The 13965-nt window shown below is 73.0% G+C and carries 11 protein-coding genes and 1 pseudogene; 2 read left to right on the plus strand and 10 right to left on the minus strand.

The window, feature by feature from the left end:
* Positions 1-453: 453 nt before the first annotated feature.
* The 9 genes and pseudogenes from ABTX81_RS01435 to ABTX81_RS01475 form a co-directional block, all read right to left on the minus strand.
* Entirely contained in the window at positions 454-1791 is a 1338-nt protein-coding gene (locus ABTX81_RS01435) for a cytochrome P450 (RefSeq protein WP_350540861.1), read from the minus strand.
* A 7-nt stretch (positions 1792-1798) separates the two neighbouring features.
* On the minus strand, positions 1799-2386 hold the full coding sequence (locus tag ABTX81_RS01440) for a carboxymuconolactone decarboxylase family protein (RefSeq protein WP_350540862.1): 588 nt from the start codon (positions 2384-2386) through the stop codon (positions 1799-1801).
* A 13-nt stretch (positions 2387-2399) separates the two neighbouring features.
* The gene (locus ABTX81_RS01445) at positions 2400-6377 is read right to left on the minus strand and encodes an SDR family NAD(P)-dependent oxidoreductase (protein ID WP_350540863.1); all 3978 of its coding nucleotides are present in this window, start codon (positions 6375-6377) and stop codon (positions 2400-2402) included.
* Between the two features lie 22 nt (positions 6378-6399).
* Positions 6400-9567, minus strand: a complete 3168-nt coding sequence (locus ABTX81_RS01450; RefSeq protein WP_350540864.1) for a type I polyketide synthase — start codon at positions 9565-9567, stop codon at positions 6400-6402.
* A gap of 110 nt (positions 9568-9677) precedes the next feature.
* Positions 9678-10100: a nuclear transport factor 2 family protein gene (locus ABTX81_RS01455; protein ID WP_350540865.1), complete on the minus strand. Its 423-nt coding sequence runs from the start codon at positions 10098-10100 to the stop codon at positions 9678-9680.
* A complete protein-coding gene (locus ABTX81_RS01460) occupies positions 10097-10699 on the minus strand; it encodes a hypothetical protein (RefSeq protein ID WP_350540988.1) in 603 nt (200 codons plus the stop codon). The genes ABTX81_RS01455 and ABTX81_RS01460 overlap by 4 nt, the downstream gene beginning before the upstream one ends.
* Positions 10609-11355, minus strand: a complete 747-nt coding sequence (locus tag ABTX81_RS01465; protein ID WP_350540998.1) for an FAD-dependent monooxygenase family protein — start codon at positions 11353-11355, stop codon at positions 10609-10611. The genes ABTX81_RS01460 and ABTX81_RS01465 overlap by 91 nt, the downstream gene beginning before the upstream one ends.
* 13 nt (positions 11356-11368) lie before the next feature.
* A pseudogene (locus tag ABTX81_RS01470) lies at positions 11369-11431 on the minus strand (hypothetical protein); the annotation flags it as partial.
* A gap of 123 nt (positions 11432-11554) precedes the next feature.
* Complete coding sequence (locus ABTX81_RS01475; protein ID WP_350540866.1) at positions 11555-11758, minus strand: DUF5988 family protein; 204 nt, start codon at positions 11756-11758, stop codon at positions 11555-11557.
* An 840-nt stretch (positions 11759-12598) separates the two neighbouring features.
* On the opposite strand from ABTX81_RS01475, the gene ABTX81_RS01480 reads away from it, so the two are divergent.
* Positions 12599-12847, plus strand: coding sequence for a beta-ketoacyl synthase N-terminal-like domain-containing protein (locus tag ABTX81_RS01480; protein WP_350540867.1), 249 nt, complete (start codon positions 12599-12601; stop codon positions 12845-12847).
* Positions 12848-12946: 99 nt separating this feature from the next.
* On the opposite strand, the gene ABTX81_RS01485 is transcribed toward ABTX81_RS01480, so the two are convergent.
* On the minus strand, positions 12947-13582 hold the full coding sequence (locus ABTX81_RS01485; protein WP_350540868.1) for a helix-turn-helix transcriptional regulator: 636 nt from the start codon (positions 13580-13582) through the stop codon (positions 12947-12949).
* 95 nt (positions 13583-13677) lie between these two features.
* Here ABTX81_RS01485 and ABTX81_RS01490 point away from each other — a divergent pair, with 95 nt between their 5' ends.
* Positions 13678-13962 (plus strand): hypothetical protein, encoded by a 285-nt coding sequence (locus ABTX81_RS01490; protein WP_502892681.1) that lies wholly within the window; start codon positions 13678-13680, stop codon positions 13960-13962.
* Positions 13963-13965: the final 3 nt, after the last annotated feature.

Consider the following 13965-nt stretch of genomic DNA (forward strand, 5'->3'; position numbering starts at 1 on the left):
CACCGGCTTGCTGGTCGGAGCCGCTCATCGGCCCGGGCCGACCGCGGCCGGAGGCGGCGGGCCGACCACCGGGAAGAGGCTGTCGGCCCGGTCGAGGAGCTCGGCCGCGGCCCGGTTGCGCCGGAAGGTCCGGAGCAGGGACCGCACCCGGGCGAGTTCCCGGTCGGCGGCTGACGGGACTTCGGAGGCGTCGGCTGAAGGCCTCGGCGATGAGTTCGGGTGTCGGTTCCTTCGGCCTGGTGATGTTCGGTGGTACGACAGTTCGAGGCCCTGCGCGCGGGCCAGATCGGCGACGGCCCGTACCAGTTCTCCTGTGCTCCATCGGATTCGGACAGCAGCGCGGCCAGTGACGGGTTCGGCTGGCGCTCCTTCATGCGTCCTTCCTGGCACGATGCTGGCAGCCCGCGGGCGGGCCGGCAACGGCCGTTCGAGGTCTCGCGGACCGGGGGACCGTCAGTCGCGGGTCGCCAGGCTCATCGGGAGGCTGTCGGGGCGCGGGACCAGTGCCGCGACGGGGCGTACCGTGTGCCCCGGCACGGGGCGCAGGCGCCAGTGCGCCGCGATGTGCGCGGCCGTCAGGGCCATCTCGGTCTTCGCGAAGAATTCGCCGATGCAGCGGTGGTAGCCGGCGGCGAAGGGGATGAAGGCCCCCCGGGGAAGCTGTCGGCTGCGCTCCGGCAGCCACCGGTCGGGGTCGAAGCGGTCGGGCTCCGCGTACAGCCGCGGGTCGCGGTGCAGCGCGTACAGGCTGAATCCCACTTCGGTGTCCGTCGGGATCCGCACGCCGTCGATCTCGACCGGTGTGAGGGCCCGCCGGGTCCCCAGCGGCGGGGAGTACAGCCGCTGCACTTCCTGGATCAGCCGGCCGGTGTACTCCAGGTCGGGGATGTCGGCGTAGGTGGCCGGCCGTCCGCCGAGGACGTCGGCGAGCTCCGCGTGGAGCCTGCGTTCGGCCTCGGGGTTGCAGGCCAGCTCGTGGAACATCCAGGCCATGGTGTGCGCGGTGGTCACGCTTCCGGCGCCCAGGATCGTGGTGATCTCGTCGCGGACCTGGGTGTCGCTCATGCGCTCGCCGGTCGTGCTGTCGTGTGCTGTCAGCAGCCAGGACAGCAGGTCGTCGTGGGCGTCGGCGGAGTGGTGCTCGGCGATCAGGCGGTCGGTGGTGCGCCGCATGCGGTCCGCAGTGGCGTCGAACTGCCGGTTCACCGGGATCGGCATGTTGTCGAGCCACCGCGGCATCAGGGCGCGCATGACGATGGTTCTGTCGAGCACGGGCATGCAGTGCCGGATCTCCGCGGCCGCCGCGGGCCCGAGGTCGCAGGAGATCATCGCGTCGGCGATGATCCCGATGGCCATGTTCATCATCTCCTTCTCGACCCGCACCTCCTGGCCGGGCCGCCAGGAGTCGGTGAGGGCCTGCAGGTGCCGGGTGATGACCGAGGCGTAGAAGGGCATCCGGCTCTGGTGGAAGAGCGGTTGCATCAGCCGCCGCTGGCGGTGGTGGTTCTCACCGTCGGAGGTTGCGAGGCCGTCCCCGAGGAGGCGGCGGGTCCGGGCGAAGAACCGGCCGCGGGCGAACGAGTGGCCGTCCGTCACCAGCACCTGGTGGAAGAGGTCGGGGGTGGTGACGAAGTACACCGGCAGCGGTCCGATGTCCACGCGGACCAGGTCGCCCGCCGCGTGCAGGGAGCGCAGGAAGGGCAGGGTCTCCCGTACCAGGGGCAGCGCGTGTCCGACGACGGGGAGCCGGTGGGGCGCGACCCGCGCGGTGTCCGTCGGGCTGGTGGTCATCGTGTCCTCACTCTCCTTCGGAGGAGTCCATGGCCTGCGCCGTGAACCCGGGATCGAGTTCCGTTCCGGCGGAGTTCAGGCAGTAGGCGAACATGCGGTAGTGGCCGGCGAGCATGGTGATCTCGATCATCCCGGCGTGGCCGTACCGGGCGGCCAGGGCTTGCCAGGTGTGCTCCGAGAGACGGGCGTCGCGGTGGAGTTCGTGTGCGGCCCGGAGCAGGTGGCGGTCCTGGTCCGACCATTCCGGGTCCCCGGGGCCGCGCGGGATGCGCCGGATCTCCGCGTTCCGCAGGCCCGCGCTCCTGGCGAGCGGGACGTGGCGGCTCCATACGTACCGGGCCCCGGCGAGGAAGGCGGTGGACAGGATCAGCAGTTCCCGTTCGCGGTGGGGGAGGCGCCCGCGCGTCAACAGGAACAGTGAGAACGGTGCGAGGGCCTCCAGCAGGTCGGGGTGGTGCAGGAGCGTGCCGATGACGTTGGGGACGCCGGGGCCGAGCGCCTCTGGAACGCGGGCGACGAGGGAGCGTTCCCGCTCGTCCCAGCGGTCAGCGGGCAGGGGGGCGATCCGTCTGCCGGGGGCGTCTTCCGGGGGCATGGTGTGCGCTCCTTCACAGGGAGTCCAGCCAGGCCCGCACGGCGTCGGCTGCCGGCCGGGCGTGCCGGGCGAGGACGGAGAAGTGGTCGCCGGGGACGCCGACGGCATGGTGGGGGAGGGGCCAGGGGAGGCCCATGGAGCTGTCCCGGGGGCGGAGGAACAGCGTCGGGGCGATGTCGGCCGCCGGGCTCCAGTTCGCGATCAGGTCGCGGTAGGCGATTCCGGCCGTCAGGGCCGCGGCGGTGGGGAAGTCGGCGCTCGCGTGGTCGGCGACGCGGAACGCGGCCTCCTCGACGAGGGGGTGGGACCGGGTGCCCGGGGGAAGCGTGTCGAGGAGGACCAGCGCGGCGGCGGGCGTGCCGCGTTCGCGGAGCCGCCTGGCCAGGGCGTGGGCGAACCAGCCGCCGGAGGAGTGCCCGAGCAGGGCGACACGGGGGGCGGGCGGCGGTGTGGCCAGTTCCTCGGCCCAGAGGTCGAGCAGCAGATCGAGGGAGGCCGGCAGGAGTTCGCCGTCCCGGTAGCCCGGTGCCGCCAGGGCCCGGACGGCGCGCCGTCCAGTGAATCCGGAGGCCAGCCGGGCGAAGGGGGAGGCGTCCGGGGACCCGATGCTGGGCACGCACACCACGGCCGGGAGGTCCGGCCCGTCGGCGAGGAGCAGGGGGTGGCGCTCCGGGGCCTCGGCGGCGGTGCGGAAGACCTGGCGTCGCCGGGCTCGCAGTTCCACCGGCCGGATCGCCCGTTCGTACTGGCGGGCCGAGCAGGCCTCAAGGTAGGAGGCGACCAGGTCCCCGTCCTCCCTGTCCGGTCGGGCGCGCCGTGCGTCGGAGGGCGCGGTGGCGGGGTCGGCCCCGGTGAGCACTCGGTGCAGGTGGTCGGCGAGTGCGGCGGGGGTGGGGTGGTCGAAGACGGCCGTCGCCGCCAGCCGGGTGCCCAGGGCGTTGCCGAGCCGGTTGCGGAGTTCGGTGGACGCGAGGGAGTCGAGTCCGGCGTCGCGGAACGGCGTTTCGACGGCGACCGCCTCGGGGCCGGGGTGCCCCAGGACCGTGGCCGTGTGAGCGCGGACGAGGGCGACGAGCCGCTCGGCACGCCGGTCGGGCGCCAGTCGCAGCAGCCGGGCCGCCTCCGCGGGGACGCGATCCGCCGTACCGCCCCCGTCGGACATCGTGGCCGGTGCCGCGCCGCGCCGCGGGACGTGCGCCAGGAGCTCGGTGAAGAGGTCGGGAAGCGCTTCCCCCGCTGCCCGCCTCGGCACGGGCGCCACGGCCAGTTGCGGTTCGTCCAGTTCCAGCGCCAGGTCGAAGCCGGCCAGGGCGCGTGCCGTCGACAGGGGCAGCAGGCCGTGGCGCTCGACCCGGCTCAGGTCGGTGCGCGTCAGATGCGCGGTCATGCCGCTGGCCTGCTCCCACAGGCCCCAGTCGACGGAGGTGGCGGTCAGTCCCAGGTCGCGCCGGTGGTGGGCCAGCGCGTCGAGGAAGGCGTTGGCGGCCGCGTAGTTGGCCTGGCCCGGGTAGCCCACCAGGCTGCTCATGGAGGAGTAGAGCACGAAGGCCCGCAGGTCGTCGTGGAGGGTCAGCTCGTGCAGGTGGAGGGCGGCCTCGACCTTGGCGCGCAGCACGGTCCGCAGCCGCTCCGGGGTCAGGTCGGCGACCAGGCAGTCGTCGAGGACGCCCGCCGCGTGGACGACGGCGCTCAGCGGGTGCTCCGCCGGGACGGCCGCGAGGACGTCGGCGAGCGCCGAGCGGTCGGCCGCGTCGCAGGCCGGCAGCTCGACCACGGCCCCGAGCTCCGACAGTTCCTCGGCGAGCTGACGGGCGTGCGGGGCCGCGGTACCGCGGCGGCCGACGAGGACGAGACGGCGCACGCCGTGGGTGGTGACCAGGTGCCGTGCCAGGACCGCGCCGAGCGTCCCGGTCCCGCCGGTGATCAGGACGGTGCCGGCCGGGCCGAGCCGCTCGGGCCCTTGGGTGAGGACCAGCTTGCCCGTGGAGCGGCCCTGGCTGAGGTACCGCATGGCCTGGCGGGCGTGGCGGACGTTCCAGGACCGGGTGGGCAGCGGCCGCAGGGCCCCGGTGGCGAACAGGGCGTCCAGATTCCCGACGATCGCTTCCAGCCGGTCGGGCGGCGTGCCGAGCAGGTCGACGACGTGGTAGGCGATGCCCGGGTACCGGGCACGGACGGCCTCGGCCTGCCTGACGTCGGTCTTGCCCAGCTCGACGTAGCGGCCGCCCGGACGTAGCAGCCGCAGGGAGGCGTCCACGAAGTCGCCCGTCAGGCTGCCGACGACCACGTCGAATCCCGTGCCGCCGGTCGCCGATCGCAGCCGCTCCTCGAAGTCCAGGCTCCGTGAGTCGGCGATTCGGTGCGCGGGGATGCCGAGGGACTCCACCAGGGCCCATTTGGGCCGGCCGGCGGTGGCGTGGATCTCGGCACCCAGCTGGGAGGCCAACTGGACGGCCGCCATGCCGAATCCGCCGGCGGCGGCGTGGATCAGCACCTTGTCGCCCCTGCGCACCGCGGCCCGTCCGACCAGTGCCTCGTACGCGGTGACGAAGACGCCGGTGACCCCGGCGGCCTGCTGGTCGCTCCAGTGGGCAGGCACCGGCAGCACCGAGCGACGGTCGACCACCGCCAGGGCGGCGTGCAGCCCGTCCCGGCAGCCGATGCCGGCGAAGGCCGCGACCCGGTCGCCGGTCCGTACGCCGGACACCCGCGCTCCGACGGCCACCACCTCCCCGGCGACCTCGCACCCGATGGCCGTGCCCTCCACCTTGCCGAGCGCGGTCATCGGATCACGGAAGTTCAGCCCACTGGCGTGGACCCGGACGCGGAGCTGGTCGGGCTCCAGCGGCGCGAGGACGTCCGGGGCCGGCACGGCCGCGACACCGTCCAGCGTGCCGTCGCGCGAGGGTGCCAACCGCCAGGGCCTGCCGTCGGCGGGCAGGGCGATCAGGTCGCCGTCGTCGGGGAGGACCAGACGGGGCACGTAGGCGGTGCCTTCGCGCAGTGCCACGGTCGGGTGGCCATCGGCGATGGCCGCGGCCAGCGCGGGGATCGGCACCGGGCCGTCGTCGAGGTCGATCAGCTGGCACCGGCCCGGGTTCTCCCGCTGCGCCGTACGGATCAGTCCCGCGCACGCCGCGGCGGGCAGATCGCTCACAACATCTCCGAACCGGACGCTGTGGGCACCTCGCACCAGGACCACCAGCCGTGTCCGGTCGAGCCGCTGGTCCGCCAGGTGCCGCTGCAGGTCGTTCAGTAGTGCGGAGAGGCGCCGGTGGACCTCGTCGGCCCGCACGGTGGTGCCGCGGCCGTCCGGAGCGATGCGCCGGTCGAGCAGGACGGCGTCGGGCGCGGCGGCTCCGTCGGCCAGCGCCTGCGCCAGGCCGGCGAGGTCGGGGAAGCGTGCAGTTCCCGGCAGGTCCCGGCCGGGCCCGACGACGGCCCACCGGGAACTGTCCTGTGAGGTGGCGGGTTCGGCCAGCGGCCGCCAGGCGATCCGGAAGACGCCGGGCTCGGCGGCGGCGAGCGCCGCACGCAGGGCCCGGGTCGTGGTGGACCGTACCTGGAGGTCGTGGATGACGGCCACGGTCCTTCCCGCGAGGTCGGTGACGCGGATGTCGAAGCCGCCGCCGGCCGTGGCGGTCACGGTGGAGCGCAGGGCACCGGCCCCGCGGGTGTACAGCCGCACCGAGCCGATGGAGTGGGGCAGGAACGTCCGGTCCTCCCCGTCCTCCTCCTGTTCCCGCGTGCGCTGCAAGGCGAGGAGGAGGGGGTGCAGGGCCGCGTCCATGAGCGCCGGGTGGAGCTGGAACAGGGCGGTGTCGGCGGCGCCCTGGCCGCTCGGCGCGGTCTCGCCGTGGAACCCGGCGTCGTCGCGCCACAGGCCGTGGAGGCGGAACTCCGGGCCGTAGGCGTAGCCGCGTGCGTGAAGGTCCTGGTAGAGCTCTTCCACGGGGACCTCTTCCGCCGAGGCGGGCGGCCAGGTCGTCATGCGTTCTCACATCCTCGGTCCGTCATCGTTGTTCCGGCTGTTCCGGCTGTTCCGGCTGTTCCGTCTCGACGGCCCCCGTACCGGTGGCCTGGGCGTGGCACGTCCACCGTCCCAGGGCCGTACGGGAGTGCAGTGCCAGGGCCTGGCGGTCGGCCGCCCGCGGGACGCAGCTCACCCGGACGTCGACGGCGCCGCTGGAGGGCAGCGCGAGCGGCGCCTGGAGGACGACGTCCTCCAGGCGCTCGCAGCCCAGCCGGTCGGCCGCCCGGAGCAGCAGTTCCAGCATGCCGGTGGCGGGCAGTAGGACCGTGCCGTGCACGACGTGCCCGCCGAGCCAGGGGTGTTCGGACAGGGACAGGCTCCCCGTGAACACGGTGCCGCCGTCCGGCAGGTCGACCGCCCCGGCGAGCCAGGGGTGGCCGAGGGGGTCCAGCCCGGCGTCCCGCAGGCCGGCTCCGGCCGGCTCGGCGGGCAACCAGTGGCGACGGTGCCGGAACGCGTGGACGGGCAGGTCGACGGTGCGCGCCCCGGGGTATAGGGCGCCCCAGTCCAACCGCGTACCGCAGGCGTTGGCACGGGCGAGCGCGGTGGCGAAGACCGTCGCGCCGCCCTGGTCCCGGTACAGGGTGGGGACCACCGCGGCCTCGACGCCGGTGTCGGCCAGGATGTCGGCGACGGCCGCGGCCAGGACGGGATGCGGGGAGACCTCGACGAACTGCCGGTGCCCGGCGGCCACCGCCTCCCGCACGGCCGCGTCGAAACGCACCGTCTGCCGCAGGTTGCGGTACCAGTACCCGGCGTCCATCACGGTGCGGTCGACGCAACCTCCCAGGGTCGCGGAGAACACCGGGGTGTGGCCGGGCCCGCACGCCACGTCCCCCAGCAGCGAGAGGATCTCCTCGCGGACGTCCTCCATGTGCGGGCTGTGGGAGGCGTAGTCGACGGGCAGCCGCCGGGCGTGCACTCCCTCGTGGGCGCAGCGCTCCAGGACCTCCGCGAGGGCGTCGGTGTCCCCGGCCACCACCGTCGCCGCCGGGCCGTTCTCCACCGCCACCTCCACCCGGCCCGCCCAGGGGGCGATCAGGAGCGCGGCCGTTGCGGCGGGAGCGGCCAGGGAGGCCATCCCTCCCCGGGAGGTGACGTGCCGCAGGGCCCGGCTGCGCAGCGCGACGACGCGGGCCGCCTCCTCCAGGGGGAGCACCCCGGCGACGTGCGCGGCGGCGATCTCGCCCTGGCTGTGCCCGATCACCGCCGCGGGCCGGACACCGTGCGCACGCCACAGCGCGGCGAGCGCCACGTACACGGCGAACAGGGCGGGCTGGACGTACTCGGCCCGTTCCAGGGGCGGCGCGCCGGGCGATCCGCACGCGACGTCCACCACGTCCGCATCGAGCCACGGCCGCAGTGCCGCGCCACAGTCGCGCAGGGCGGCCGCGAAGACCGGTGAGGCCTCCATCAGCGCCGCGGCCATACCCGGCCACTGGGCGCCCTGCCCGGGGAAGACGAAGACGGGGGCCGTTCCCGGCAGGGCCTTTCCGCTCACCACCGCGGTGGACGCCTCTCCCCGCGCGAGGGCGTCGAGCCCGTCCAGCAGTTGGTCGACACCCTCGCCGACCACGGTGGCGCGGTACGGGAGCGGGCTGCGTGTCGTGGCCAGGGACCAGGCCACGTCGGCGGGTTCGACCACAGGCGTCGCGCGGACGTGCCGCGCCAGGCGGGCGGCCTGGGCCCGCAGGCCCTCCTCGCCGGCCCCGGACAGCGGCCACAGCCAGACCCCGGTCCCGTCCTTCCAGGTGCCTTCGTTCCTCGCCCCGTCATCCCCGGGAGGACGTTCGGGGTCGGTGCTGCGCAGGCCGACCGGAGCTTCCTCCAGCACCACGTGGGCGTTGGTGCCGCTGATGCCGTACGCCAGGACCCCCGCCCGGCGCGGGCGCGGCCCGCGCGGCCAGGGCCGCGGCTCGTGCAGCAGCCGCATCGTGCCCGCGCTCCAGTCGACGGCCGGGGTGGGGTTCTGCGCGTGCAGGGTGGCGGGCAGGTGCTCGTGCTGGAGGGCCAGTACCATCTTCACCACGCCGGCCAGGCCCGCGACGGCGGTGGTGTGCCCGATGTTCGTCTTCACCGAACCGATCCACAGCGGATCCTCGGGGGTGCGGTGGCGGCCGTAGCAGGCCTGGAGGGACGCCGCCTCGATCGGGTCCCCCGCGCGGGTCCCCGGGCCGTGCGCCTCGACCACCCCGATGTCCCCCGGTTCCAGGCCGGCGTCGCGCAGCGCGGCGAGGATGACGGCCTGCTGGGCCGGCCCGCTCGGGGTCGTCAGCCGGTCACTGGCGCCGTCCTGGTTGATCGCGCTGCCGCGCACCAGGGCGAGCACCGGGTACCCGGCGGCCCGAGCGTGCTCCCATGGCATCAGCACCACCGCCGCGACGCCCTCGGCCGGGGCGAAGCCGTCCGCCTCGGCGGCGAAGGCCTTGCACCGCCCGTCCGCGGCGTAGACCTTCAGACGGGAGAACCACTTCAGCTGCTCGGGCGAGGCGATCACGGTGGCGCCGGCGGCGATGGCCACATCGCACTCGCCGGCCCTCAGTGCCTGCACGGCGAGGTGCAGGGCCACCAGGGAGGACGAGCAGGCGGTGTCCACCGTGATCGCCGGGCCGTTCAGCCCCAGGGCGTAGGCGATCCGGCCCGAGGCCACGCTGGCCTGCGTACCCGTGAGGAGGTAACTCTCCAGTCCGGACGGGGCGTTGCCGGTAAGCTGACTGTAGCCGCTGTCGTTCATCCCCACGTAGACGCCGGTGCGGCTTCCGTGCAGGCTCCTCGGGGCGATGCGAGCGCGCTCCAGTGCGTGCCAGGTACTCTCCAGCAGCAGCCGCTGCTGCGGGTCCATCGCGGACGCCTCGCGCGGGCCGATCCCGAACACCTCGGCGTCGAAGCCCGCCACGTCGTCGAGGAAGCCCGCCGCCCGCAGGTACGTGGTGCCCTCGACGGTGTGGTCCGGGTCGTAGAGCCCCTCCAGCTTCCAACCGCGGTCCTGCGGCAGCTCCCTGGCCGAGTACTCGCCGGCCGCCAGCATCCGCCAGAGCCCCTCAGGGGACGTCGCGGGCCCGGTGAATCGGCAGTCCATCCCCATGACGGCGATCGGGGCCCGCGTCTGCTCGGCGGGCGCCGTGGCCGTGGACGATTCGGTGGACATCAGGACCGCTCCCTTCGGGGACGCAACCCCCGCTTCGGATGAAGAGCGCGCCATTGCCTCCACCGTCCTGGTCATCGTCGACCAGGAGTCGGCGATGTAGCGCGGGCCAGTCAGGTGATCTGTCGGATGAGGGTGGCGAGATTCCAGTAGGCGATCTCGGTGCGGAAGCGCCCGTCGGGCGAGAAGGTGAAGACGCTCAGTCCGTGTTTCGTGAAGCGGCGGCCCATCACGGCGTTCTCGGTGAGGCGGGGGAAGTGTCCGACCACTGTGGCGGAGAGCGTCCATTGGGTTCCGATGTCGCCGTTCTCCCCCACGAGGTAGCCGTCGAGGGTGAGGTGGTGATCGTGGAACGCGGTGAACCAGGCTTCTCCGGCCTTGCGGAGTCCGGACTTGTCCTCCACCACGATCTCCGTGGCGAGGTCCTCCACGCGCAGGTCGTCGGCGAAGCACGACAGGTACGCTTCGAGGTCGTCGGCGCACACGGCATGCGCCCAGGCGCGGAAGAGTCTGTCCCGTTCTGCCGGGATGTTCATGGTTCCTCCGTTGTCCGCCAGCGGCGGCGAGAGGTGGTCATCGAGCGGCCAAGCGGTCCAGCAGGCGGGCCACGTCCTCCAGGCCCGCGGTGTCCGCGGCGACGGCGGTGCAGCCGTCCGGTCGGACGAGGAGGTACCGGTCGGCCGGCCCGCTCAGGTGTTGGTGGATGGTGGCGGGTGGTTGCGTGCGAGTTTTGCGGCGCGGGCCCGCAGTGGCGAGCGTGCCGCACGCGTGTGACGAGCCGGTAGGTGGTGGCGGGCCCCTGTGGCCGGGCCCAGTCCGGGAAGGGCCGGGCCACCGCCGAGGCGGGTGACAGTCGGCCCGGCCGCCGGGGCCGTTCGGGCGGCGGCGCGCCGAGCGCGGTGCGGGGATATCGGATCCTGAGGCCGGCGAGTTCGGTGGTGTACCGGCTCCGGACGGCCGAGAACGCCGCGGCCGCCTTCAGCGCGAGGTCGCGGGCGCTGCTCCAGGGCTTCCCCAGCAGGGCGACCCGGGCGACCAGGCCGGTCATGTGCAGTACGTGCCGGGCGGCGGCCCGGCACTCGGTCCCGTGCATGGCGCCGGCGAGCCTCCACGCCAGGTTCCTGGCGTCCTGCATGCCGAGGTTCGCGCTCTGGCTGCCGACCGGGTAGTGCGTGTGGGCGAGGGACTCCTCCGAGGTGAACCGGTCAGCACGGTGAGGTCTCCCGCGGACAGGTCGCTGCGGCTGCGCTTCAGGAGTGCCCGCACTTCCTCGGGGCCGGGCTCGGTGGCCGCGTCCACGTTTCCGGCGACCCGGTACGAACCGTCGGGCAGCGGCGCGATGAGGAGCGCCTCCTGCGAAGTGAGGACGTACTCGATGTCGGTGACCGCCGGGGCGGGGGCGAGCGAGCCCTCGGCCAGGAGGAAACGGGTGCGGGCGCGGGTGCGGTCCGCGTGGCAGCCGACGGTGGAGCGGACGCCGTCCGCACCTAGCCACGGTGTGGCGACGGTGCTGGTCCTGTGCACGCCCCGGGCGATGAGGGCCTTCTCCAGGAGTCGGTCGGTGTGGTGCTGGGGGAGGATCAGGGGGCCGGTGCCGGGGGTGAAACGGAAGCGGGCCAGACGGCGGGGGCCGGTGCTGTACCCGAAGGCTTCCGGGAGCCTGCCGAGCGCGAGCGCCTCGTCGAGGACCCCGTGGTCGTCCAGGACGGCGTGCTGGGGCGGCCACAGCAGGATGGATCGGGAGCCGGGCGGGGGGCTGCGGGAGAGCGTCGACGACGCGGACCGCCACACCGTGGCGCAGCAGTTCGCAGGCCACGGTGAGCCCACACGGGCCCGCGCCGACGACGAGGATGGGGGAAGTGTCCACCGGATGGCCCCCCTTTCGGTGGTGGCCTGGTGAGGTGTCCGGCCGGGGCCTGCCGGGTGGGCCTGGGATTCGGAGCCGGGCCCCGGGTACGGGTCGCGGTCTTCCTCCGGCCCGCCGGGCAGGTCATTCGGCGATCGTCGTGTGGTAGGCCCAGCGATAGGTCGGTTCGTACGGGGTGTCGGTGGTGCGCTCCTCGCGTTCGTAGTGCTCGTAGCCGTTGCGCCAGCGGTACGTCAGCCGGTCGGCGTCCTCGCGGACGGGCGGCGGCGGTGTCCGCAGCAACTCCTGCGGACCGCCGACGAGGTGGGGTGCGGTGAATCTGTCCATCGTTCGTTCATTACCTCAGATGAAGGGTCACGAGGTCACAAGAGTGTCGGCCAGTGCTCACGCTGCGGGTGACTCCCGATGATGACCCTCGGCACGGATACGCCGAAACCGTGTTCGAGCCGGTGCAGGTCGACCCTGCAACCGCCGTCGGGCTCATCCCGGACGGCGCGGAGCCGAACGACCGACAGTTCGATGGCAGGGTTCCTGGAGTGGAGGGGAGCGGCGAATCTGTGGCGTCACACTCTGTCGACAATCAGTTAATACGTACGAAAACAACCATTCCGTCCCGCTTGAGCCATGTCAAGAGGTAATGGGTGGTGGCATCGGTCAAGCCGACTGTCGTCGGCCTCGGTCTCATCCACAACGGCACCACATTGCAGGCCGGGGCTGCCGCCTGACGGCGACCGCCCCGGATCACACCAAGATCTTCATCAGCCTTCCAGGTAAATCGACTCTGGCTGAGCCGCCCACGAGTGGTCCATCACGAAGGAGCGCTCGAACGGCTCGGGCGGATACCCCGACTCCCCGGCGGCAACCGTTCCATCGGGCGCGAGACCGGCGGCCGGCGCGGACGCATCACGACCGGAAGCCGACCCGTCCTGCCGCACGACGGGCGAGCAGCCGTGCGGGTCGACGAGAAGAGATTCATTCGATGGATTGAACCTGGCGTGTTCGCTTGTCGATGTGCCCTGGCACTCCACCAATCGCTGGTAAAAGCGCTCTTCGGAGGCCTCCGCCGCGTACCGACACAACGGATATCACACGGTCGATGCGGAGCGCGGTACGGAACGTGCTGGCATCGGCCACTTCCCCGGTTTCACGGTGAAGGGCGGACGGGTCATGCATGTGCACCCCGCAGTCACGGCGCCCGGAGCAAGTCGGGACGAACCGGTCGCGGTCGTCGGAGCCGCCTGCCGGTTCCCCGGCGGTGTCCATTCCCTCGGCTCGTTGTGGCGATTGTTGGCCGCGCGTCGAGACGCCGTGCGGGAAGTGCCCTCTGAACGGTGGGAACAGAAGGAACTGCTTGGCCTCCCCGCCGAGGTGGCGGCGCGGCTGCGCTACGGTTGCTTCCTCGACGACGACGTCTAGATGGCTGGGAGGTCGGGTCTCCGGGGCGGACGGAAGCTGGCAGGCGGATGCCGTCTCGGAGACCGTGATGGCCGGGGCGAGCCGGCGGCAGGTTGTTGGTCAGGCTTCCTCGCGGTCGATGTGGGCGAGGTCGGCCGGCAGCGGGGGCGGGAAGAGGCCCTGGTCGCGCAGTGCCCGGCGGGCGGCGAGGACATCGCTTCGGTCCGCCTGCGCGACGTATTCCAGCTGGGCGGCGGCGGTGTCGGCCCGCTCGTACTCGTCCGGCGGCGCCAGTTGGGCGTCCCGACGGCGTTCGGCGGCCATCCTGGTGGACAGCAGCGCAGTGCGGACGAGCCGGTCATGGCGACGGAAGGCGTCAAGGACGGCCTGGGGCGAACCGGCTTCCGGGGGATCTGGCAGGGTTGCGCGGTCTTCGCCGGTGAACCAGGCGGCCGCCTCCCATGGAGTGGACTCCGAGAGAGGTGTCGGCCGGGTCGTCGGCCCCTGGTCGAGCGGCAGGATCAGGCTGACCGGCGGCATCTCCAACGCGCGTGCCAGGATGAAGAGTTCTGCTGGAGTTGGCCCGCTCCGGGCACCGGACTCCAGTTTGGCGATCACCTGCCGGGTCAGCGGATAGCCGAGATCGGCACACCGGGCCCCCAAGGCTTCGGCGGAGAGACCCAGCTCCGCGCGCCGGCGTTTGACTTCCCGGGCGATGGCCGCGTCTACGGCGGCCGACCACGCTTTCTGATCCATATAAGAACAGTACATCATGAGTTTCGATCAGAATCGGATCGTATGGCAGGGTGTTCTCTGAAAGGGAACAACTTCTGGTCTAGTGGGAGCGTTCTATGCCACGCAACGTTGTCCAAGCCCGACCTGGCATGACCATCGCCCAGCTGCTCGAACTCCCTACCGTGGTCGACCTTGACACCGCCAACCGCGCGCTCGGCCTCGGCCGCACTCGCGGGTACGAGCTCGCGCGGCGGGGCGAGTATCCCGTGCCGCTCCGGCGTAACGGCCGCTCGTACCGAGTCCCGAGTGCGCTCCTCGCGCTGGAGCTCGGTCTCGAAGTCCGACGCGATCGAAGAGCCCCCGGGCGCCTTTCGGCTGGGGGCCGGGGCGGCGAGGCCTAGCCT

Source organism: Kitasatospora sp. NPDC097605, assembly GCF_040302725.1.
Classification (GTDB): domain Bacteria; phylum Actinomycetota; class Actinomycetes; order Streptomycetales; family Streptomycetaceae; genus Kitasatospora.